This window comes from Acidovorax sp. LjRoot204 (assembly GCF_056175785.1).
This window is the reverse complement of sequence record NZ_JBGFFF010000047.1, coordinates 1-22621: the sequence shown is the minus strand read 5'-3', so window position 1 is coordinate 22621 and position 22621 is coordinate 1. Positions and strand designations below refer to the sequence as shown.

Below are 22621 nucleotides of genomic sequence, written 5' to 3'. Positions count from 1 at the left end.
ATGGGCTTTCCCCTCGGAAAGCACGGAGGCCCATGTTCATTGAGCTGGTCAAAGGCGTTGCGCTGCTGCTGGCGCTGTGCTTTCTGCATGGGTTCAACATCCGCGTCTGGCGCCAGCACCCGTGGGTGGGCCAGGTCTTTTCGGGGCTGATCTTCGGCGGCATCTGCGTGGTGGGCATGCTCACCCCGGTGGTGCTGATGCCGGGCGTGATCTTTGACGCGCGCTCGGTGGTGCTGAGCATGGCCGGCCTGTTTGGCGGCCCGCTGGTGGCGGGCATTGCGGCGCTGATGGCGGCCACCGGGCGCCTGTGGCTGGGGGGCGCGGGTGCCGAGGTGGGGCTGATGGTGATCGTGCTGTGCACGGCCATGGGGCTGGTGTACCGCGAGGGCCGCGCCCGGGGGCGGCTGGGGGTGGAGCCCATCCCCCTCGCGCTGTTCGGGCTGCTGCTGCACACGGCGGTGATCGCGCTGTTTCAGCAGCTGCCCGCCGAGGCCGTGCAGCGCATCAACCAGACGCTGGCCCTGCCCTATCTGCTGACCTTCACCCCAGCCACTGTGGTGCTGGGCCTGCTGCTGCACGATGTGGAGCAACGCATGGCCACCGAGCGTGCACTCATTGGCACGGCAGCCCGCCTGCATGCCATCACGCAGGCCATCCCCGATGTGCTGCTGGTGCTGGATGCCCAGGGCCGGTATGTGGAGGTACTGTCCCCCAACGACGCCACCCTGGTCGCCAGCGCCCCCGAGCTGGTAGGTAAACGGCTGCACGATGTGCTGCCCGCCGAGCAGGCAGAACGGTTCATGGGGCTCATCCGGGACACGCTGCAGTCTGGCCAGACCCACAGCGTGGAATACGAGCTGCAGACCCTGTCAGGGCTGCGCCAGTTCGAAGGACGCACCCAGCCCCTGGGCGTGCAGGTGGGTGGCCAGGCGGCTGTGGTGTTCCTCGCCCGCGACATCACCAAGCGCAAGCAGGCTGAAAGTGCGCTGCGCGAGTCCGAGTTGCGTTTTCGCTCGCTGCTGCGCAACATCCCGTCCATCTCGGTGCAAGGCTACCTGCAGGACGGCACCACTAGCTACTGGAACCAGGCGTCCGAGCAGCTGTACGGCTACACGGCCGAAGAAGCCCTGGGCGGCAATCTGCTCGACCTCATCATCCCGCCGCCCATGCGCGACGGCGTGCGGGCACACATGCAGCACATGTTCGCCACCGGCGAGGTGATCCCGGCGGGCGAGCTGCAACTGCAGCGCAAGGACGGCACGCCGGTGCATGTGTTCTCCAGCCATGCCTACATCCAGGTGCCGGGGCACCCGCCCGAGATGTTCTGCATCGACATCGACATCTCGGGCCGCAAGGCCGCCGAGGACGAGGCACGCTACCTGGCGTTCTACGACGCACTCACACAACTGCCCAACCGCCGCCTGCTGGTGGACCGGCTGCAGCAGGTGCTGGTCAACGGTGCGCGCTCGGGCCTCACCACGGCCGTGCTGTTTGTGGACCTGGACAACTTCAAGACCCTGAACGATACCCGGGGCCACGAGGTGGGCGACCTGCTGCTCAAGGACGTTGCCCAGCGCCTGCGCAGCTGTGTGCGCGAGCAGGACACCGTGGCCCGCCTCGGAGGTGACGAGTTTGTGGTGGTGCTGCAGAACCTGAGCAGTGACGCCCCCGAGGCCGCCGCGCAGGCGCGCACGCTGGGCGAGCTGATCCTGGCGCAATTGCGCCAGCCCTACGAGCTGGCGGGGCACGAACACCACTTCACCGCCAGCATCGGCGTGACCCTGCTCAATCACCAGCGCGACTCGGTGGACGAGGTGCTCAAGCAGGCCGACATGGCCATGTACCGTGCCAAGGACGCCGGGCGCAACACACTGCGCTTTTTTGACCCCGACATGCAGCAGGCCGTGAACCGCCGCGCCCTGCTGGAAACCGAGCTGCACAACGGCCTGCGGCGCGCGCAGTTCCTGCTGCTATACCAGCCGCAGGTGGACAGCCAGGGGCGCGTGACCGGCGCAGAGGCCCTGGTGCGCTGGCAGCATCCGGTCCAAGGCATGGTGCCGCCGTCGGAGTTCATCCCGCTGGCTGAAGAATCGGGCCTCATCCTGCCACTGGGCCACTGGGTCATGGAAACCGCACTGCGCCAGCAGGCCCGCTGGCAACAAGACCCGCAGTTTGCGCAGCTGAGCCTTGCCATCAACGTGAGCGCACGCCAGTTCCTGCAAGACGACTTTGTGGCCCAGGTGCTGGCGCTGGTGCAGCAGACCGGCGCCAACCCCGCACAGATCAAACTGGAGCTGACCGAAAGCCTGCTGCTGGACAACGTGGACAGCGTGATCGCTACCATGCGCGCCCTCAAGGCCCATGGCCTGGGGTTTTCGCTGGACGACTTTGGCACGGGCTACTCGTCGCTCAGCTACCTCAAGCGCCTGCCACTGGACCAGATCAAGATCGACCAGGGCTTTGTGCGCGACGTGCTGCTGGACGCCAGCGACGCGGCCATCGCCCGCTCCATCATCGCGCTGGCAGGCAGCCTGGGCCTGTCCGTGATCGCCGAGGGGGTGGAGACCACCGCCCACTACCAATTTCTTTTGGCCCATGGCTGCCAGGCTTTCCAGGGCTACCTGTTTGGCCGCCCGCTGACGCTCGAAGACTTTGAAAGCCGGGTGCGGCAAGAGGTGTAGCTGGGGGGCGGAGACTGCCACCACGCCAGCCATCGGGTACCCGGCGAAAGGAAACAAGAAAAAGGGCAAGGCAACATTCAAGTTCTCTTTCCGTGGCGTCGATATCTCTGTGTGGAAGCCCTGGAGGTGTCCCATGAAGATTGAATCGTCCGCCCTGCAGATGCAGGCCCAGCACGTTGCCAGCCGCGTGCACACCCAAAGCAGCCGCTTTGAAGCCTGGGTCGGCGAGCGCCGCCCCACCAGCGCCCCTGGCCTTACCCGAGCAAGCCCGGCCGTACAAATTTCCAGCGCTGCACGCGTGGCCAGCGCCGCCCAGGAGGCCATCGACCCCACCCATGCCGCAGATGCCGCGCCCGGCAGCAGCCCCAGCGACGGCCTGACACCCCAGCTGGCCATGATCCGCGACCTGATTGCCCGCATGACGGGCGTGCAGGTGCGGGTGTACACCGGCCAGACGGAACCCGTGCCTTCCCCACCCGCCAGCCGCCCCGACACGACGCCGACCGCCGATGCAGGCCGTCCCCGTGCCGGGTGGGGCCTGCTGGTGGAGCAGCGCGAAGTGGTCGTAGAAACCGAAAGCACCCAGTTTGCCGCCCAAGGCACCGTGCGCACCGCCGACGGGCAGGAAATCCGCTTCAGCCTGCAGCTGGATATGCAGCGCAGCTACCGCCAGGAATCATCGTTCAGCCTGCGCCTGGGCGACGCTGTGGCGGTAGACCCGCTGGTCATCAACTTCGACGGCTCGGCCGCGCAGTTGCAGGACCTGCGCTTTGCGTTCGACCTAGACAGCGACGGCCAGACCGACAGCGTGCCCCTGCTCTCAGGCAACCGGGGCTACCTGGCCCTGGACCTGAACCACAACAGCCGCATCGACAACGGCCGGGAGCTGTTCGGCCCCGGCACCGGCAACGGCTTTGCCGAACTGGCCGCCTATGACAGCGACGGCAACGGCTGGATTGACGAGGCGGACCCGGTCTTTCAGCAGCTGCAGGTATGGACCCCGTCGGCGGATGGCGCCGAGGGCGCCGGCAGCCTGGGCACCGTGCGCTCCACCAGCGCCTACCTGCGGGAAAACGGCAGCGTGGGCACAGTGCAGCAGGTGGATCTGACCGTCTGACGATATTGCAGCGACAGCCCGCTACTATGATTTTTATAGCTTCACAAGCATGAAACACTAGCGCTTGATGGCAATTGTCGATATGCGCTGAGTGTTGTACTGCCGAATTCGAGAAATCAACGACTTGGAACAACACCAAGGGCCTACCTTTGTACTTTCTATTCCTTCAGTGTTGTACTTTCTCGGGCGTTTCTCACTGAGTCTTGTATTTTTTCCAGTCGGGCCGTTCGGTACGCAGTCAGCTCGGGATCTGTCTACTCAGCGCCGCGCCTAAACGCTTGACGCGAAGGGCAGCGATTTGGCCATGCGGCGGCTTCAGGCTGATTGCTGACGCTCAACCCGCGGACGTTGAACGACTGCTGTGATCGAGAGCAGACAGTGAAGAACATCACAGGGCGTTTTTCTGAACCGCAAGAACTTACACAGCTAGCGTGGTCACTCGTGGACAACGGCATGTAGAAGGCGCATGGTCTTTGTCCCCCCACTCGATGGGAGACCATCATGGAATCCGTTGCAGCCGTCGTACATCGCGAGCCCTGGAACAAGGGAAAGATCGTTGGTCAGAAGGCGCCCTTCAAGCCCAAAGATATTTGGGCACTGCGTGTGCGCCTCCAGATGGAGAACCGGGTGCGCGAGCTTGCGCTCTTCAATCTTGGAATAGACAGCAAGCTGCGCGGATGCGACTTGGTCGCCCTGAAGGTACGCGATGTTTGCCATGGGGACCAAGTCGCATCGCGAGCAACGGTCATGCAGCACAAAACTCATCACCCCGTCCAGTTCGAGCTGACGGCGACCACTCGTGAAGCGCTTCAGCAATGATCAAGACCTCCAAGCTGAAATTAGAAGACTTTATCTTTCCGAGCCGACTTCACAAGTCGCCGCATCTCGGGACGCGTCAGTACGCCCGAATTCTTGAGCGCTGGGTGTTGCAGCTAGGTTTGGATCCAGCAGAGTATGGAACGCACTCCATGCGACGAACCAAGGCTACGCTCATTTACCGCAGAACGAAGAACCTACGTGCAGTCCAGTTACTGCTAGGCCACTCAAAAATCGAGTCAACTGTCCGCTACCTTGGTATTGAGGTCGACGATGCTCTTGAGCTATCCGAACAGACCGAGATTTGAGTTGAGAAACCACCAAACTTCCATCTGGGGCGGTTAGGCTATGGGTCTTAGACCGCCGAGAGCTGGGGGATCACGACGGACATCCTGCGGCCAGGAGCAGCCGACACGAGACTCGCTTGCCCGACGGCGTTCGTCTTGGGAAGGAGTAAGCGACCAATCTGCCCGCTTGCCTCTGTTCCATGGCGATGTGGTTGTGTCGCGCTGCGGGGACCGGCCGAGCAACCGCGGTGTTTTCCGCCCAAGCCTGCCTAAACCCTTTAATTGGCGAGCAGCACATCAACCTCACACTGCGCCGAACAGGCTGACCCGTGTACCGCAAATGCGGGATGGGATTTGCCGGTCGGGGTGGGACAATGGTTCGATGGAGATTCTGCGATGGCTGTGACCGTTCTGATCGTCGAGGATGAACCGGCGTTCCTCAAACTTTTTTCCGATGCCGTGCTTGCCGAGCCGCGGCTGCAACTGGTGGGCGCCGTGGGGACGGTCGCCGCCGCCCGCGCACTGATCGACGTCTCCGCGCCCGACGTGGTCGTGACGGATCTGGGCCTGCCGGACGGCAGCGGGGTGGACGTGGTGCGCCACGCGGTGCAGCGCAAGCCCGACGCCGATGTGCTGGTCGTCACCATGTTCGGTGACGATGTTCACGTCATGGATAGCTTGGCCGCCGGCGCCACCGGCTACCTGATGAAAGACGCGATGCCCGGGCGCATCTCCGCGTCCATCCTGGAGGTCTATGGGGGCGGCGCGCCAATCAGCCCGGGCATTGCTCGCCGCGTGCTCCAGCGCTTTCGCGTAGCGACAACCGTCGCGGCCGTGCCGCCCACTGCGCCGGGCGCACCGGCGGCCGCCCCGGAAGCCGACGAGACAGGTGCCGCCTTGACCGCGCGCGAGACCGACATTCTCCGTCTTGTGGCCAAGGGCCTAAGCTTCGGCGATGTCGGCGGCGCCCTGGACATCTCACCCCATACCGTTGTCACTCACGTGAAGCGCATCTACCGCAAACTGGCCGTCCATTCGCGTGGCGAGGCGGTCTTCGAGGCGCGCCTGCTCGGCCTGCTCTGAGCGCAAAAGCATCAAAATAACGCCCTCGCTGCCGGATGCGCAGCGCCTGGGGAGAACCCGAAAGATGCTCGCTGCCTTGTCAATGCGTTTCGGCGCGGTCGAAACCCTGCGCGAGGACGCTGGCCTGATGGTCGCCCGCGCGCATGAGTGCGGGCAGCCCGTCTTGCTTTGCCATCGCAACGGCCTGAGTGGCGCGTCTGTCGCCGCGAACCGCGTCGTGGCCAATCGGCTGCAAACGCTCGGCGCCTTCGGCGCCCCCATTGCCTGGCACCAGGGGCCGACCGGCGTGACTTGGGTGGTCGATGCGGACGACGGCATATTCCTGGACGACTGGCTGGTAGCCCGGCCGGTGGTGCCGTTGCCGCAAGCCTTGTGCATCCTGCTGGACTTGGCACAGGCGCTCGATACCCTGCACCGCCACGGCATCGTGCATCTGCGCCTGCGGCCTGCCTGCGTGCGCATCGCGGGCGGCACTGAACCTGCCGATGTGCCCGCTGCGCGCCTGCTGGCCGTGGAGGCCTTGATGGCCGAGGAAGYGGCGCAGGCCCCGCCGCCAGAGCACCAGGACATGCGCTACAGCGCCCCAGAACTCAGTGGCCGCATGGCCGCCCGCCCAGACGCGCGAACAGACCTCTATTTGTTGGGCCTGATCGGCTGGCGGCTGCTGGCGGGCCGCCAGCCGTTCGACGCGACCGATCCGCTGGGCTGGCTACACGCGCACCTGGCGGTCCAGCCGCCGCCGCTGCGCAGCCTGCGCGCTGAAGTGCCGCAGCCGCTCGCCCAGCTCGTGCAGTCGCTGCTGGCCAAGTCGCCCGCCGACCGGCCGGCTTCGGCGCGTGCGGTGGCGAACGACTTGCAGCGCTGCCTGGATGCGCTGCGCTTGGCCCCGCACCTGCAAGACACGACCCTCGGCGCGGGGCAAGCGCGCTTGCAGTTGCCGCGGGCACTGGTGGGGCGCGAGGCGGAACGCATCGTTTTAAGCCAAGCGCTGGCGCGCGCCAGCCACGGCGCGGTGGAATCCATGGCGCTCACCGGCCCTTCCGGCATCGGCAAGACGGCCCTCGCTGCCGACCTGGAGCCCGACGTAATGGCACTGGGCGGCCTGTTTGCCATAGTCAAGTTGGACCAGTTGGGTTCTGCTCGTCCCTTCGCGACACTGGCTGACCTGCTGGAGGCGCTCGGTCAGCAGCTGCTGCGTGCACCGCGCCCAGTGGCCGCGCTCGGCCCGGACGGCAGCGCCCTGGCCGCGTTGTCGCCGCAGCTCGCTGCGGCGCTGAGCCTGAACTCCGCTGACAGCGAGGTTCCTTCGGCGCATGCGYGCCAGCGATTGCTCGCGGCGCTGGTGCGGCTGCTCACCGCGTTGGGGCGCGAGCAACCCGTGGTGCTGGTGGTTGACGACGTGCAGTGGGGCGACGCCGATTCGCTGGCGCTGCTGGCCGGGGCCCTGTCAGACCGTGCGGTGCAGCGCGTGCTGCTGCTTCTGCTGGAGCGCTCCGACACCGGCTGGACATCCCGAAGCGACGCGCTGCTGAGTCCGTTGCGTCCCGCCACGGTGGCCCTGCGGCCGCTGGACGAGACCGAGGTGGGCCAATGGCTCGATCTGGCGTTGCCGGGCGGCTTGCAACAGCCCGCAGCAACGCTGGAGCGGCTGACCGCGCGCAGCGCTGGCAATCCGATGCTCCTGGGCCAATTGGTCAAGACGATGGTGCTGCAAGGACATCTTGTACCCAGCGCAGGCGGCCCCTGGCGGCTGGACGAGCGATCCCCTGCCTGGGAGTCGCTGCCGGAATCCGTTCTGGAAGCCGCCAGCCGCGGCGTCCAGGCCCTGGGCTCAGCAGACGCCGAACTGCTGGCCTATGCCGCGCGCTTGGGCACGCGCTTCAGTGCCCAATTGCTGGCATCGCTGACCGGGCGCGACCCGGTCAGCACAGAACGCAGCTTGCGCGCCGCGCAGGCCCAATGGCTGTTGGAGCCCGTGAGCGAGGGCGGGAGCAGCCAGTTCTGGCGCTTCGCGCACGACCGGCTGCAGCAGGCGGCGTACGAACAGGTGCCAGGCGACGCCAGTCAGCGCCTGCACCTTCGCATCGGCCGAACGCTGCGGGACAGCGCCGAGCCGGGCCACCTCTTCGAAACCTGCCGGCACCTGAATCTGGCTGTGCACCTGCTGAAGCCCGAGGAACTTCCCGGCCTGCTGCGCATGAACCACGAGGCGGGGCGCCAAGCGCGGGCCCGCGCTGGCTTCACGACCTATGCCGCGCTGATGCGCTGCGCGGTTGAGCTGTTGCCTGGCTGCACGCTCGACGCATCCGAGCGCCGAGCGCTTTTGCATGATGCGGCCGAGGCGCTGCTGCTGGCACGCGACTTCGACGCCAGCGCCACCTGCCTGGAACAGGCCGAAGGGATCGTCGGCGATCCGCTGGCAACCGCACGCGGCGCGGAGCTGCGCATCCAGTGGCTGATCGCGCAGGAGCGCACCGAAGAAGCCTTCCAAGTTGGGCTGGTGGCGCTGGCCCGCATCGGCCTGGACCTGCGGCCCGAACGCGCGGCGGCCCGCTCCGTGTGGGAACTGCTGCGGCTCAAGGCAGTGCTGCGCGGCCGACCGCCAGCCACCTGGGCGGACGCCGAAGAGAGCCACGAACCGCGCCATGTGCAGACGCAGCGGCTGATCTTCGCCACCGTGAGCGTGTCACATGCTTACGCGCCATCGCTGTACGCGTTGCTGGGCCTGATGGGCACGCGCCACGCGCTGCAACGGGGTTGCACGCCATGGTCTTCTCAGCTGATGGCCGTGGCTGCCCATGTGCTGTCGGGCGTGTTCAGCGATGTGGACACCGGCCATGCGCTGGGCGAGCTGTCCCTGCGCCTGGGTGAGCGCTTCGGAACCAGCGGACTGAGCTTCAACCACCTGTACTTCGTTGCGCATCGGAAGATGTCGCTGACGCAAACGCTGCCGCAAATGCGGCAATGCTTCGAGCAGGCCGAACGCGCGGGCAGCTTCGAGATCGCGGGCTATGCGGCCGGTATGTACGTGGGCATGACCTGGAACACGCAGCACTCGCTGCCGGGGCTGGAGGGTGCGCTGCACGATGTGAGCGCTTTCTCGCGGCGCCACAAACACGACCTCTCGCGCGACGTCTGCGACGCCTATTCCCGGCTCCTGGCGTCGCTGCGCGGGCCCGCGCTGCGCGGCCCGCAGCCACGGATGCAGCCTGAACGCACAGACGGACCGCTGGCGCACGACGGCCTGATCGACCTGCTGCACGACCAGCTGTCGGTGTCGTTGAACGTCACCGTCGGCCACTATGGCGATGACGTTCTCGCCTGCAGCGTGCGCGTGCGGCGCAACCTGCACCGGTTAGCAGGCGGTTTTTCGGTGGCGCTGCACCACTGGTATGACGCGCTGCTGCATGTGGGCCGCCTGCGCGAGCGTACCGGCACGTCCTCGCTGCGGCTGGTGCAGCGCCACTTGCGCAAGTTGCGCGGCTGGGCGAAGCATTGCCCAGAAAACCATGCGCACCGCGTGCGGGCCATCGAGGCGGACCTGGCCGCGCTGGCCAACGCCCCCACCGCCGCGCGCCTGTACGAAGAGGCTGTCGCAATCGCTCTTCGCAACGGCTTCACCGGCGACGCAGCGGTCATCGCCCACAACTGCCTGCGCCACTGCACCCGCAGCGGCGACCCGCAAGCCATCCGCGAAGCGATGGAACGCGCTCACGACCTCTACACCCGGTGGGGCGCCACCGCCATGGCGCGCAATCTGGAAACATCCCTGCCCGCCTTCGCCTGGGCCCGAGAGCCTGCGCCTGTGCTGCCGCTGGACACCGGCACGCTGGTCAAGGCTTCGCAGGCCATCAGCGCCGAGCTGGAGATGAATGCGGTGGCCGACAAGCTGCTGCAGCAACTGATGGAAAACGCGGGCGCGCGCTACTGCGCGTTGCTGCAGGAAGAGCGTGGCCAGCTGCGGCTGGCGACCGAACGCGAAGGCGAAAGCGGGCTGGCCGAAGGCCGCACCGGCCAGCCGGTCGAGCAGACCCGGCTGCCCGTCGGCCTGCTGCGCAGCGTGTGGCTGACGCAAAAGAGCGTGGTGCTGGCCGACGCCGCCGGCAGCCATGCGTACGGCAGCTGCGCGCGCTGGCAAGGTGCTTCGGCGGTGTCTGTGCTGTGCGTGCCCGTCGTCGCTGCGGGCGAAACGGTCGGAGTGCTGTACCTGGAGAATGAACTCATCGCCGGTTGCTTCACACCCGACCGCGAAATGCTGGCTCACCTACTGGCCTCGCAGACCGCCATCGCCATGGCCAACGCGCGCCTCTTCCAGGACCTGGGCGCCGCCCACGACGGCCTGCGGCAGGCCAACGCCCAACTGGAAGAGCGCGTGGCCGAGCGCACGCGCGCGCTGGAAGAAAACCATGCGCGGCTGCGCCGGCTGGAACGCCAGCACGCCGCCGACGAGGAGCGCCAGCGCATCATGTCGGACCTGCACGACGGCTTGGGTTCGCAGCTGTTTGTCACCCTCTCCCGTGTGGAGCGTGGCGAGCTCGACGCGCCCCAGGTGGCTGGCGACTTGCGCGCCTGCATCGGCGACATGCGCCTGGCGCTGGAGGCGATGAGCCCCGACGGTGAAGACTTTTTGCAGGCCTGGGGGAGTTTTCGTTTCCGTTGGGACAGCCAACTGCTCAATGCCGGTGTGGCCAGCCATTGGAACGACCAAGGCACCGGCGACAGCGTGCCGCTGGCCTCCACGACCGGGCTGCAGGTGCTGCGTGTGGCGCAAGAGGCGCTCACCAATGTCCTCAAGCATGCCCGCGCGCGCCAGGTCTGTGTGCGGCTCGCGGCCACGGACACGCTGCTGCAGCTGGAGATTACGGACGATGGTCTCGGCCCGCGCCCGGGCGGGGCAGGCCCCGGGCGCGGCCTGGGCAATATGCGCATGCGCGCCTCGCGCATTGGCGGCACGGTGACGGTGGAGGCTGCCCGCCCGGGGACACGCGTGCGATTGCAGTTGCCTTTGCGTTGACGCACGATTCAATGCCAAATCGGCCTCCAGCCCCCGTCCATCCTGGGCTGAAAGCTATCGAATCAGGAGCGTAGGCTCAGTACAGATAGACGGCCCCCGCGTTGGACGCCGAGTTGTCCGCCTGGTTGCCATCGATGCCGCTGGCCTGGCTGCCTTCGCCAGCGCCCCCTACCGCGAGGGTCGTGCCATCGGCCGACAGCGCCAGCCTCGAGCCGAAAGCGTCGCCTGCGCCGGTGTTGCTGGCCTTGATATAGGCCTGCTGGCTCCAGGCAGCACCCGTGCGGGTGAACAGGTAGACGGTGCCGGCATTGGCGGCCGAGGTGTCGGCCTGGTTGCCGTTGATACCGGTCGCGCCGCTGGTTTCGAACCGGGCCCCGACCGCCAATTTGTTGCCGTCGGAGGTGAGCGCGAGGCCCCGGCTGAACTCGGCGTTCGCCCGGGTGTTGCTGGCCTTCACATAGGCTTGCTGGCTCCAGGCGCCGGCGGCGCGGGTGAACACGTAGACCGCGCCCGAATTGTTGGCGCTGGTGTCGGCCTGGTTGCCATCGATGCCGGTTGCGTTGCTGGATTCGCCCCAGGAGTCCACGGCCAGGGTGCTGCCGTCGGCGGACAGCGCCACATTCAAGCCGAAAAAAGCATTCGCCCTGGTGTTGCTGGCCTTCACATAGGCCTGCTGGGTCCAGGTGGCCCCCGTGCGCGTGAACACGTACACCGCGCCGGCGGCGTTGAGGGAAGTGTCGGCCTGGTTGCCGTTGATGCCGGTGGCATTGCTGTCCTCGGCGTACGCACCCACGGCCAGCGTGGTGCCGTCGGCGGACAGCCCCACGGTGACTCCAAACTCGCTATCCGCCAGCGTGTTGCTGGCCTTCAGATAGGCCTGCTGGCTCCAGACGGTACCGCTTCGCGTGAAGACGTAGACCGCGCCGGCGAAGGTCATGCTCGTGTCGGTCTGGTTGCCGTTGACGCCAGTCGCATTGCTTGATTCTTGAGGGGCACCTATCGCCAGGGTATTGCCGTCGGCCGCAAGTTGCAGGTGGTAGCCGAAAGCACTGCTCGCCCGCGCGTTGCTGGCCTTCACATAGGCCTGCTGGCTCCAGGTTCCCGCCGTGCGCGTAAAGACATAGGCCGCGCCGGCAAAGACGGCCGAGTCGTCCGCCTGGTTGCCGTTGATGCCGGATGCGATGCTGCGTTCACGGTGCGCGCCCACGGCCAGCGTGCTGCCGTCCGCCGACAGCGCGACGCTGGAGCCGAAAAAGTCGCCGCTATCGGTGTTGCTGGCTTTCACATAGGCCTGCTGGCTCCAGCCCGCCCCCGTGCGCGTGAAAATGTAGACCGCGCCCGAGGAGCCAGTGTTGTCGTTCTGGTTGCCGTTGATGCCCGTGGCATGGCTCTGCTCCTGGTGCGCTCCGACCGCGAGCGTGCTGCCGTCGGCGGACAGCGCCACCGAACTCCCGAAGTTATCGGCCGCATCGGTGTTGCTGGCCTTGAAATACCCGATGGCCTGGTTGACACTGGGCGTGATGGCCGCGGTGGATGTGCTGCAACCGCCGCTGTTGCAAGCCTGCACGGTGTACTGGGCATTCAGGCGCGTGTGCAGCAGGCTGCTGACGGCATGTGTGTACGTGTTGGCGCTCAAGTTGCCACCAATTTGYGCACTGGCCATGGGGCCAGGGCCGTCCGGGTCTTCGAACAACTTGTAGCTCACCGTGCCGCCGCCTATCGGCGCGGTGACTGCGCCCCAGGCCAGGATGAAGCGCTTGACACCGTAGGTCATCATCAGGCCGGTGGGGACGGCCGGAACTGGTATCGGTGGCACCACCACCACAACTGCCGTGCAGCTGACCTGGATGTTGCCCACATCCGCGTTGGCTGTGCCGCTGCCGCCCGTGACGCTGCAGGTCTGGTCGGCGCTTTGGTCAAAGACGCCCACGCTGTAGCTTCCGCCTTGCAGCACGGGCTGTGTGAAGCTGAAGGCGCCGTTGGTGTTCATGGTGACCGTGTCACCGTTGCTGGCATTGCGGATGGCCACGACGCCCACGTTGCCGCTGACCGTGCCGCTCAGCTTGAAGCTGGAAGCCGCACAGATGATCGTGATCCCACCCGTGGTGGCTACGGTGCAAGTCTGTCCTGTGGGTGCCGTCTTCACGGTGATGGTGTAGGTGCCGACCACCGGTTCGGGGAACTGGAAGCTGCCGTCGGCGTTGACTGTCGTCTCTTGAATACCGTCTTGCGCGTTGAGCTGCAGCACCATGGTCTTTCCGGTGCCCAGGCCGGCGATGGTGCCGCTCACCACCTTCGCCTCCGGCGCGATGGTGTTGTCCGCGCAGTTGACGCTGATGTTGTTGACATCCGCGTTGGCGGTTCCGGTGCCATTGCTGACCGTGCAGGTCTGCCCCGAAGGCTGTGCCTRCACGCGCAAGCTGTAGGCCGTGCCTGCGGGCATGCTCAGGCTGTAGCTGCCGTTGGCGCTCAAGCTGGCAGTCGGCCCGCTCGCATCGGCGATCACCACACTCTTGCCCGCCCCCAAGCCGGCGAGCATGCCGCCGACGTTGACCTTCGCTACCGCGGGCGCGTCACCATCGCCTCCCCCGCCGCACGCGGCAAGAAGGATCGAAACAGCGGTGCAAAGTGAAAGTAAAAAGCGGCGCATGGCATTCATCTCCAACGAGTGAACGCGATGCTAGGGACGCCACGACCTGTTGAATATCCCGCGAACACGGTACGCCAGCCGAGCTCGATAGATAGCGGCTCAATGTTAGTCATCGTCACCAACAGCCAGGTGCAAGTGAACTTCGTGGTTTTGCTGATTTTGAAGATGAACTGGGCAACTCAAGGCTGGTGCACACACTTACCTGGCTGCGCTTACCGCCAATCTCGGGGATACACGCGATTACCGACGCGTCCTGAAAGGGGGCTTCCCCCAAGGCTTTTGTGTGCGACATTCCGCTGGAAGCCCTATCCCGGCGCGGTGACTGAATTTTTCGGCATCGCCCTTGGGTCGATTTTCCATGAACTGCTGGAGGGGCCTAACTATGCCCCGGATAGGAGGCGTGGGTCTCGCTTCAGTCTTCGGGTGCCGCTGGAGTCAGCTTGCATCATTGGACACTGCCACCCGGCAATCACACGCGACCTGCAGGGGTGAGCACAGGGCGCCACATCCCTGTTACTTCAGATGTGACGCTTTTGATCGGGCTACTAAGGAGGGCCATGCCGTGCGCTTTTGACCCGCCTCGTCAGGCCGCCGAACCATGCATCATGGCGCAGTTGAGTCCGTCAGCGATCCCTACTGGCGGACAGCTAGGACGACCGCTTAGGGGGCTATTCCTGTCCGTCGCGAGGCGCCCCCCAGGGACCGCAATCGCTGCATTGCGGTCGCCTAGCGCCAGTTCTTAGAACACTTCAAGCGACCTAGCGCTGATGGACCTAAAACAAATCGTTGCGACTGTCGAGAGCCCAGATCTTCTCCAACAGGGCCCTAGCTTTAGTTGCACCAATGACCGGTTCTGCAAGCTCCAAGAATTTGCCTTCAAGTTMGGCATCTGTGAGAGCCAGCTCAGGATCTCCCTTGCGGTTGGGCTGCAAATGTGTAAGCCGACGACCATCCACAGTCTCTATCTCGATGCGGGCGGAGCGCTGCCCTGGGAATGCTGCGTCAAGAGCCGGATCCACCTCAACAGTCATACGCTCCATCAGAGCGCGTGTACGTACATCATCCAGTCGATCTGGCTCGTAAGCCGCCAAGCGAACGCTGCCATGTGACAGCGCAGTGGCGACGACATAGGTCAGGCTGAATCGCGCTTCGTTGGCCGTTGTGGGGCGGGTGTAGCAAGCAATGTCCAGGGCGGGGCGGTAGGTTGCAACCCGCACGCTCTTGATTTCGTCCGCCCGAAGATTGTGGCGCTCTCGCAGCTCCAGCGCGCCATCAATGGCTGCAAACGTGTGTCCGCAGCCAATGTGGTTTTTGAAGGTCAGTCGAGTGATGTGGAAATCTTGACCCAGCGTTACGCCGATGGTCGACCAATCCGGGCCGTTGCTCATGGCTTGCCCCAGCCCGACTTCTCCATCCAGTACATCCAACGATCCGGTCAGGCCCTGCGAGGCCAATTGCGCTGCCAACAAGCCAGCCTCTGCGGCGCGCCCTGCGTGCAGTGGCTTAGACATCGAGTCCATGCGGAACGCCTGCTGAAGCCCTGCCGCAAACGTCGCGGCGGTCGAGAGCGCGTGGGCGAACGCGGTGCCGTCGAGGCGCATGACTCCGCCCACGGCAGCCGCCGCACCAAAACTGCCTACCGTGCCGGTGCTGTGCCAGAACTTGTAATGAGGTCGGCCCATGACCACCCCGATGCGAGTGGAGACCTCGTACCCAAGCACAACCCCCCGCAGAAAATCGAGGCCTGCAACGCCAAGGTCCTGCCCTGCAGCCAATGCGGCCGCGATGGTCGCTGCGCCAGGGTGGTACATCGCATCGCGGAAGCTGTCATCCACCTCGGCCGCATGCGCTGCAGCGCCGTTGATGAGCGCGGCCGTACGTGCCGTACTTGTACGTCCGTTACCTAGGAGGGATCGACCACGGTCGAGGTCATCTGCGAGGGTCTTCTCCAGGATAGCCACGGGCGGCGTATTCAAACCTGGGAACAAAGAGGCGTACCAATCGATCACGGCACGCTTGGCGTGGTGAATAACATCACCAGAAAGCGGCTGGCGCTGGAATTCGGTGGCATACCGTGCGAATACTTCTGTAGCGTGCATTTCAGGTTTCCTGACAAGGAGAGAATTTTTGATCAAACCAGTTCAATAACAGGCTGTTCACATCGCTGGCCGCCTCGTACTGCACCCAGTGGCCTGAACGGGGAACGATCACCGAAGTGCAGGGTCCACGGCGCTGCATGAGCATGGATGCAGTGGAATGTGGATGGGCCGTGACGTCATGCTCCCCCCAAGCAAGCAGCACAGGGCCTGTGTACCTTTCCAGCAGTTGTGGCAACTGAGAGGAACGGGAGATACGCTTACTATGAAACCGAGTCAGCAGGCATGACTGCGTATGGATCGCGAGAGCTGTGGTGTCGAGACTGTTGACGTTGTGGAGCATGTGCATCATCAGGTTGTGGCGCATAGCTGCGTCAAACTCCACCCAGTCCTCTCGCTCAAGCGCAGGCTTCCAGTTGCGGAGTTCGCCCTTGGGACGGCGTTTACTTCCATGGCCTGCAGGCCCCAGCAGCGCAAGGCGTGAAATGGCACCGCGTTCGACTGACAGCCCGGCAGCGACCAGACCGCCAAAAGAGAATCCAGCCACACCTACCGGAGTATCCGGCCCCACTAACCGATCAAGAGAATGGCCGACCAGAGCCACCATCGCCTCAAGCGTGTGATCCGCCGGTAAGGATGAATCGCCATAGCCTGGCAGATCGGGCACCCAAACCGTATGGCGCGTGGCAAGCACCTCCACGTTACGTGCCCAATGCCGCCAGTTGCCATGCCCGCCATGCAGCAGCACTATTGGAGGCCCTTCCCCCCATCGACGCCAAGTCATTTGCAGTATCGAACCGGCCAGAGGCACCTCTTGGCGGACCGCCGAGCGCTCCAGGTCGGCCAGCAGAAGCGCATCGGGTGGTGCGAATGAAAGGGCGGCTGCCATCGCTCAATCCACCTTGATGGACTGCTCTTTGACGACCTTGCGCCACTTGACAACTTCAGCGCGCACGATGCGCGCGGTTTCCTCGGGTGGGTCAAGGGTAACGGCCAGCCCTTCTGCTTGGGCCCGTTGGCGAAATGCGTCTGCTTCAGACGCGCGTTTAAACGCCGCGTAGAGTTGGTTCACAACCGGCGCTGGCGTTCCAGCAGGCGCGAAAATTCCGTACCAGACATCCGCCTGGTAACCCGTTACACCGGCCTCTGCAAAGGTGGGCACATCGGGCAGCAGCGGCGAACGTTTGCCGCTGGTCACACCCAAAGCTCTTAGCTTTCCACTGGCGATGAACGGGGCGACGCTGGGCAGAGTGCCAAAACCCACATCGATCTGGCCGGCTAAAACGTCCGTCACCAGCGGGCTCGCGCCTCGGTACGGCACGTGAATGACATACATGTTGGCCATGCTTTTGAGCAACTCCGCAGCCAAATGCGTGGAAGTGCCGTTCCCGGCCGAACCATAGGCCACCTTGCCTGGATGGGCCCTGGCCTGCGCAAGGAAGTGGGCGGCCGACTTCAGCGGACTGTCTGACCGAACCACCGCGACATTGGGTGCGCGCCCCAGCAAGGTGATGGGCGCGAACGCGGAGTCTGCTGCATAAGGCAATTTTGCGAATAGGCTAGGCACGATTGCGACAGCGCTAGTGTTCAACAAGAGCGTATGCCCATCGGGCGGGCTTTTCGCGACGAAGTCGTTGCCGATGACCGTACCTGCACCCGCCTTGTTTTCCACAAGCACCGGCTGGCCAAGCTCTCGCGAGAGTGCTTCACCCAGTGTGCGCGCCATGGCGTCTGTGCCACCTCCCGCGGGAAACGGAACCACAAGGCGGATGGGTTTGCTGGGGAACGTCTGTGCAACCACGGCAGAAGTTGCCAAGGCCAGCCACAGGATTCCCAGACCTGACATCCATTTGCGGACCATCCGATTCATCTTGTCTCCTTGTTCTTGTCTTGCGCGATGAAGGTTGTGCCCAAGAGCATCGTCTGAAGGCTGTCATAGCCTCCTGCGCGCGTCAGGCTCAGGGGAGGCTCACACTCTCTCCAAGATCAGCGCGATGCCCTGCCCCACTCCAATGCACATCGTGCAAAGCGCGTACCGGCCGCCCGTGTCGAGAAGCTGGTTGACGGCAGTAGTGGCCAATCGGGCGCCAGAAGCCCCCAGCGGATGCCCCAGGGCAATGGCGCCCCCGTTCGGATTCACGCGTGGGTCATCGTCCTCCAAGCCCAGATCGCGCAGAACTGCGAGCCCTTGCGCCGCAAAGGCTTCGTTCAGTTCAATCACGTCGAGCTGTGCCAGGGTCAATCCAGCCAGCTCCAGAACCTTGCGTGTGGCAGGTGCGGGGCCCATGCCCATGATGCGTGGCGCCACACCGGCCGTGGCCATGGCAACAACACGAGCGCGCGGTGTAAGCCCATGCCGTGCGGCTCCGTGCTCGTCGGCGAGCAACAATGCGCAGGCCCCGTCATTCACGCCCGAGGCGTTGCCGGCGGTCACCGTGCCATCGGGCCGCACCACGCCCTTGAGACGGCTCAGCGCTTCCAGGCTCGTCTCGCGCGGGTGTTCGTCGCGTGTGACCACCAGCACGTCGCCTTTCTTTTGCGGCACCGTGACCGGTACGATCTCGGCATCAAAGAAGCCGCGTTGCTGCGCAGCGACCGCCTTGCGCTGTGAGGCCAATGCCATGCGGTCCTGGTCTTCGCGCGATATCTTGAAATCCGTTGCCACGTTCTCGGCCGTCTCGGGCATGCTGTCCACGCCGTGCAAGGCCCTCATCTTAGGGTTGACCAAGCGCCAGCCGATCGTGGTGTCCTCAATCTTCGCCGCGCGCGAGAAAGCACCCTCGGCCTTGCCCATCACGAAGGGCGCACGACTCATGCTTTCCACGCCCCCCGCCAACATCAGGCTGGCCTCTCCAGATTTGATGGCCCTTGCGGCTGTGCCCAGTGCATCCAGCCCCGAGCCGCACAACCGGTTGACCGTGCTGCCGGGCAGGCCCACGGGAAGTCCCGCCAGCAGGGCGGACATGCGGGCTACGTTGCGGTTGTCTTCTCCAGCCTGGTTGGCGCAACCGTAGACGATATCGGCCACGGCCTCCCAATCCAGGTTTGGATGGCGCGCCATCAAGGCCTGAAGGGGTACGGCGCCCAGGTCGTCGGCGCGCATGGATGACAGGCTACCGCCATAGCGTCCGAAGGGGGTGCGAACAGCGTCGCAGATGAAGGCATGTCGGGTCATCGTGACTCCAGGTTGATGATGCACAGCAAGGTTCAATCGAGGACATGGCGAACGGCTTGTCTCATCAGCGTGAGCTGGCGAGTAAAGGGCGTGGGTCACCGATCCTTGATCCAGGGCCGTTGATCTCGGCGAGCCACGCGAAGTCAGCGCTCAGTGCAGTCTCGCCGCGCTCGCGGGCCCAGAACACCACGCCGCCTTCCCAACGCGGAAATCCGTAGCCGTTGACCAGGGCGAGGTCCACATCCGTGGCATGAGAGGCCACGCCTTCGGCCAGCAGCAGAGCAGCCTCATTGGCCAGCGCTAGCAAGACCCGGCGCACGATCTCTTCATCGGAGATGATGCGCGGCGTGATGCCCTTTTCCGCACGTGCTTGCTCGATCAATGCATGTACGGCCTCATCCACCATGGGCTTGTTGCCCTCTGCATAGCGGTAGTAGCCTGCGCCGGTCTTGCGCCCCAGGCGACCAGCTTCGCACAGCCGATCGGCGACGTGCACATAGCGCGCTGCAGGATCGCGCGTTGCAGCCTGGGCCTGGCGCATGCGCCAGGCAATATCCAGCCCTGAAAGGTCGGCCACAGCAAAAGGCCCCATCGAAAAACCGAAGTGCTGCAGCGCCGCATCGACTTGCTCAGGCCACGCACCTTCCTCGACCAAAAACTCGCATTGGCGACGGTAGGCTGCGTACAGCCGGTTGCCGACGAAACCGAAGGCATTCCCCGTCAGCAGCGGCAGTTTTCCAAGCTTCTTGGCCACTGCCAAACCTGTAGCCAGCGCATCGGGCGCGGTAGCCTGGCCGCGCACCACCTCCATCAAGCGCATGACATTGGCTGGGCTGAAAAAATGCAGACCAATCACGTCTTGCGGACGCGATGTAGCGGCAGCGATGGCGTCCAGGTCCAGATAGGACGTGTTGCTCGCCAGCACAGCGCCGGGGCGGGCTAGGCCGTCGATGCGCGCGAACACCTCGCGCTTGACATCCAGGTCTTCGAACACAGCCTCTATCATCAGATCGGCCTCGGCGATGTCATTCCATTGCAGACTGGTGCGCAAACTCTCCTGGCGCGACTGTGCAACGTCGGATGCCATCTTTCTGGCGCTCACGCGGGCGGCGTAGTGCTCGCGGATGCGTGAGCCACCGCGATCCAGTGCGCCACCATCCTGCTCCAGCAGCAGCACCCCATAGCCTGCGTCCAACGCAGCGATCGCGATACCCGTTCCCATGGTGCCTGCGCCGATCACAGCGATGGTCTGCACCGTGCGGGTTGCCGCGCCCAGCAGCTCCGGGTGCTTGGCACTTTCGCGCTCTGCAAAGAACTGGTGGCGCAGAGCCGAAGCCTCTCGCGAGGTACGCAGCTGCTGGAAGGCCGCGCGTTCACCGGCCAGCGCAGTGTCGAAGTCTTGCAAGGCCGATGCCTTGATGGCGTCAATCGCCGCCACCACAGCCGGGCGATTTTTACCAGCCTTCAGCGCAGCCGCTACTGCATCGGCCACGGCCTGGGGTTCGCCTGCTAGGACTGAAAGTTCACGCAACCGATGCTTGCGCCCCGCCAGGCTTCGCGCATGCGCCACGGCCGCGTTGCACAGATTTCCTTCAGCGATCTGGTCGACAAGGCTAGCAGCAAGCGCTGCGGCCCCCTTCACGCGCTCACCGCTGCAGATCATGGCCAGCGCGCGTGGCACACCGACAAGTCGCGGTAACCGCTGAGTGCCTCCAGCTCCAGGAATAATCCCCAGCGTGACCTCAGGCAGACCCACCACTGTCTCGGGAGCAGCGATGCGCGCGTCACAGCCCAACGCCAGCTCGAAGCCGCCGCCCAGCGCCGCGCCATGGAGAGCTGCCACAAAGGGCTTGGGGCAGGCTTCTATGGCAGCAATCACCATGGGCAACTGCGGCTCTGCAAGCGGTTGCCCAAACTCGCGGATGTCCGATCCCGCGATGAAGGTGGTGCCCGCCCCGATCAGCACTGCAGCCACAATGCGCTCGTCGCGAGCCACCTCATCAATGGCGTTCAACAATCCAGCACGCACTGCGGCAGAGCCTGCATTGATCGGCGGGTTGTCGATCCAAATGACAGCCACGTCGCCGTCACGCTCCAGCCGTACCTGAGCTCTTGCATTGGCAGTCATCATGCGAGCACCACGACACCGTCGGCAGCACGAACGCCTTGGCCTTTGGGCAACACGAACACCGGGTTGATTTCGGCCTCGACCAAACGTTCGCCGAGCTGGGCCGCCATTTGCGAGAAAGCAACGATGGTGGTGACCAGTGCGTCAACGTCGGCCAGGGGGCGACCACGGAAGCCGTCCAGCAGCGGCCAGGTCTTAAGCTCCTGCGCCATGGCCAGCGCATCGGCCCGCGACAACCCACCGGTAGGTGGGAGCAGACGCATGGTCGTGTCCTTGAACAGCTCGGCSGTGAYRCCSCCCATGCCYAGCAGRATGGCGGTGCCCAGYGSGTCGCGGTGCATGCCMAGRATCAGCTCKGTGCCGCCRCCCACCATCTCCTGAACGAGAAATCGCTTGGGAAGCACACCCGCCTTGGCCTCCACTTCAGACCCCATTGCAGTAAGGCGCGCACCAATGGTCTCTGCCGACAGGTTGACGGCCACGCCCCCCACGTCGCTCTTGTGCGTGATCTCCGACGAGRGAATCTTCAGCACCACGCGACTGCCCATCTCCCGTGCTGCAGCCTCGGCCTCCGCAGGGGAGTGAACGATGCGTTCGCTCGCGCACGGCACACCAAAGCGCGTGAAAAGTTGCTTGGCTTGGTATTCGTCCAGGGAACCTGCTGGCAAGCCGTCTACCGACACCACTGCAGCAGGCGCGCTGGAATCGACCTGGGGTTTCAGCTCAGTCGCCTGGAACATGGCGCGCAGTGCAGCCGTGCAACTCTCAGCCGCCGCGAACGCAGGCACGCCGCGCTGCGTCAACAGTGCACCCACCTCTGGTGCATGGGGGCTGACGTAGGCGATCACCGGTTTGTCAGAGTTAGGCAGACAGTCCTGGATGGCGCCAGCCAGCAGCTCCGGCATGGCAAGGCTGGAGGAGCCCACGATGATGGTGAGTGCGTCATAGCTAGGACTCTTGAGCAGCACATTGATGGCTCCGCGCAGCAGGTCGGGCTTCAAACCTGCCAGCGTCACGTCGATGGGGTTGCGGTCCAGCACGGCATGGTCGCCGGTCTGCAGTGCGCGCAACGCCTCGGCTGTGGCTGCATCAGGCGCGGGGGTGTCAAAACCAGCCATGCCCAGATCATCGGACACCAGCGTTCCTGCACCTCCGGTGGAGGTCAAGATGGCGACGCGCTTACCGTGCAGCTTGCGGCCGGTAGCCAGAGCGGCGGGAATGTCCAACAAGTCAGCGAAAGTTTGCGCGCGGATTACGCCCACCTGCTTGAACAGCGCGTCATACATGCGGTCTGCACCAGCCAGCGCTCCGGTGTGCGACACAGCCGCTTTTGCGCCCGCTTCAGAGCGCCCGATCTTGAACACCACCACAGGCTTGCCAGCGCGCGCGGCCTTGAGGCAGGCGCTGCGGAACTTGGCGGGGTCGCGCACGGTTTCCACATACAGCGCAATCACCTTGGTGGCCTCATCATCGGCCAGGTGGTCGATGAAATCGGCCAGCTCCAGATCCACCTCATTGCTGGTGGAGATCAGTTTGGACAAGCCTACACCACGCGCCGCTGCTCGCGATAGCAG

The 22621-nt window shown here is 64.8% G+C and carries 11 protein-coding genes and 1 pseudogene; 5 read left to right on the top strand and 7 right to left on the bottom strand.

Annotation, left to right across the window (positions count from 1 at the left end; all coding sequences use genetic code 11):
* Positions 1 to 32 precede the first annotated feature (32 nt).
* The 5 genes and pseudogenes from AC04MI_RS10825 (at position 33) to AC04MI_RS10805 (ending at position 10998) form a co-directional block, all read left to right on the top strand.
* Entirely contained in the window at positions 33 to 2681 is a 2649-nt protein-coding gene (locus tag AC04MI_RS10825) for an EAL domain-containing protein (RefSeq protein WP_436077709.1), read from the top strand.
* 133 nt (positions 2682 to 2814) lie between these two features.
* Positions 2815 to 3798 carry a hypothetical protein gene (locus AC04MI_RS10820; RefSeq protein ID WP_436077708.1) on the top strand — a complete coding sequence of 328 codons (984 nt, stop codon included), beginning with the start codon at positions 2815 to 2817 and terminating at the stop codon, positions 3796 to 3798.
* A gap of 501 nt (positions 3799 to 4299) precedes the next feature.
* A pseudogene (locus AC04MI_RS10815) lies at positions 4300 to 4922 on the top strand (tyrosine-type recombinase/integrase).
* A 375-nt stretch (positions 4923 to 5297) separates the two neighbouring features.
* Positions 5298 to 5984, top strand: coding sequence for a response regulator (locus tag AC04MI_RS10810; protein WP_436077707.1), 687 nt, complete (start codon positions 5298 to 5300; stop codon positions 5982 to 5984).
* Between the two features lie 82 nt (positions 5985 to 6066).
* Complete coding sequence (locus AC04MI_RS10805; RefSeq protein WP_476497784.1) at positions 6067 to 10998, top strand: AAA family ATPase; 4932 nt, start codon at positions 6067 to 6069, stop codon at positions 10996 to 10998.
* A gap of 76 nt (positions 10999 to 11074) precedes the next feature.
* Here the strand turns inward: AC04MI_RS10805 and AC04MI_RS10800 are convergent, their stop codons facing one another.
* From AC04MI_RS10800 to AC04MI_RS10770, 7 genes are all read right to left on the bottom strand, one after another.
* Positions 11075 to 13537 (bottom strand): beta strand repeat-containing protein, encoded by a 2463-nt coding sequence (locus tag AC04MI_RS10800; RefSeq protein WP_476497776.1) that lies wholly within the window; start codon positions 13535 to 13537, stop codon positions 11075 to 11077.
* 884 nt (positions 13538 to 14421) lie between these two features.
* Positions 14422 to 15747, bottom strand: coding sequence for an MmgE/PrpD family protein (locus AC04MI_RS10795; RefSeq protein WP_476497783.1), 1326 nt, complete (start codon positions 15745 to 15747; stop codon positions 14422 to 14424).
* 1 nt (position 15748) lies between these two features.
* Positions 15749 to 16633: an alpha/beta fold hydrolase gene (locus AC04MI_RS10790; RefSeq protein WP_436077705.1), complete on the bottom strand. Its 885-nt coding sequence runs from the start codon at positions 16631 to 16633 to the stop codon at positions 15749 to 15751.
* Between the two features lie 3 nt (positions 16634 to 16636).
* On the bottom strand, positions 16637 to 17614 hold the full coding sequence (locus AC04MI_RS10785; protein WP_436077704.1) for a Bug family tripartite tricarboxylate transporter substrate binding protein: 978 nt from the start codon (positions 17612 to 17614) through the stop codon (positions 16637 to 16639).
* Positions 17615 to 17713: 99 nt separating this feature from the next.
* Positions 17714 to 18919 carry a 3-oxoadipyl-CoA thiolase gene (gene pcaF, locus AC04MI_RS10780; protein WP_436077703.1) on the bottom strand — a complete coding sequence of 402 codons (1206 nt, stop codon included), beginning with the start codon at positions 18917 to 18919 and terminating at the stop codon, positions 17714 to 17716.
* 64 nt (positions 18920 to 18983) lie between these two features.
* Positions 18984 to 21050 carry a 3-hydroxyacyl-CoA dehydrogenase NAD-binding domain-containing protein gene (locus tag AC04MI_RS10775; RefSeq protein ID WP_476497775.1) on the bottom strand — a complete coding sequence of 689 codons (2067 nt, stop codon included), beginning with the start codon at positions 21048 to 21050 and terminating at the stop codon, positions 18984 to 18986.
* On the bottom strand, positions 21047 to 22621 hold a 1575-nt coding region (locus AC04MI_RS10770; protein ID WP_476497774.1), incomplete at its 5' end, for an acetate--CoA ligase family protein. The genes AC04MI_RS10770 and AC04MI_RS10775, both read right to left, overlap by 4 nt.

What these genes read in the sequence shown, in the direction of transcription:
- AC04MI_RS10825 (WP_436077709.1), top strand. Translation starts at nt 33, where the DNA reads ATGTTCATTGAGCTGGTCAAAGGCGTTGCGCTGCTGCTGGCGCTGTGC.
- AC04MI_RS10785 (WP_436077704.1), bottom strand. Translation starts at nt 17,614, where the DNA reads ATGAATCGGATGGTCCGCAAATGGATGTCAGGTCTGGGAATCCTGTGG.
- AC04MI_RS10775 (WP_476497775.1), bottom strand. Translation starts at nt 21,050, where the DNA reads ATGATGACTGCCAATGCAAGAGCTCAGGTACGGCTGGAGCGTGACGGC.
- pcaF (WP_436077703.1), bottom strand. Translation starts at nt 18,919, where the DNA reads ATGACCCGACATGCCTTCATCTGCGACGCTGTTCGCACCCCCTTCGGA.
- AC04MI_RS10790 (WP_436077705.1), bottom strand. Translation starts at nt 16,633, where the DNA reads ATGGCAGCCGCCCTTTCATTCGCACCACCCGATGCGCTTCTGCTGGCC.
- AC04MI_RS10820 (WP_436077708.1), top strand. Translation starts at nt 2,815, where the DNA reads ATGAAGATTGAATCGTCCGCCCTGCAGATGCAGGCCCAGCACGTTGCC.
- AC04MI_RS10810 (WP_436077707.1), top strand. Translation starts at nt 5,298, where the DNA reads ATGGCTGTGACCGTTCTGATCGTCGAGGATGAACCGGCGTTCCTCAAA.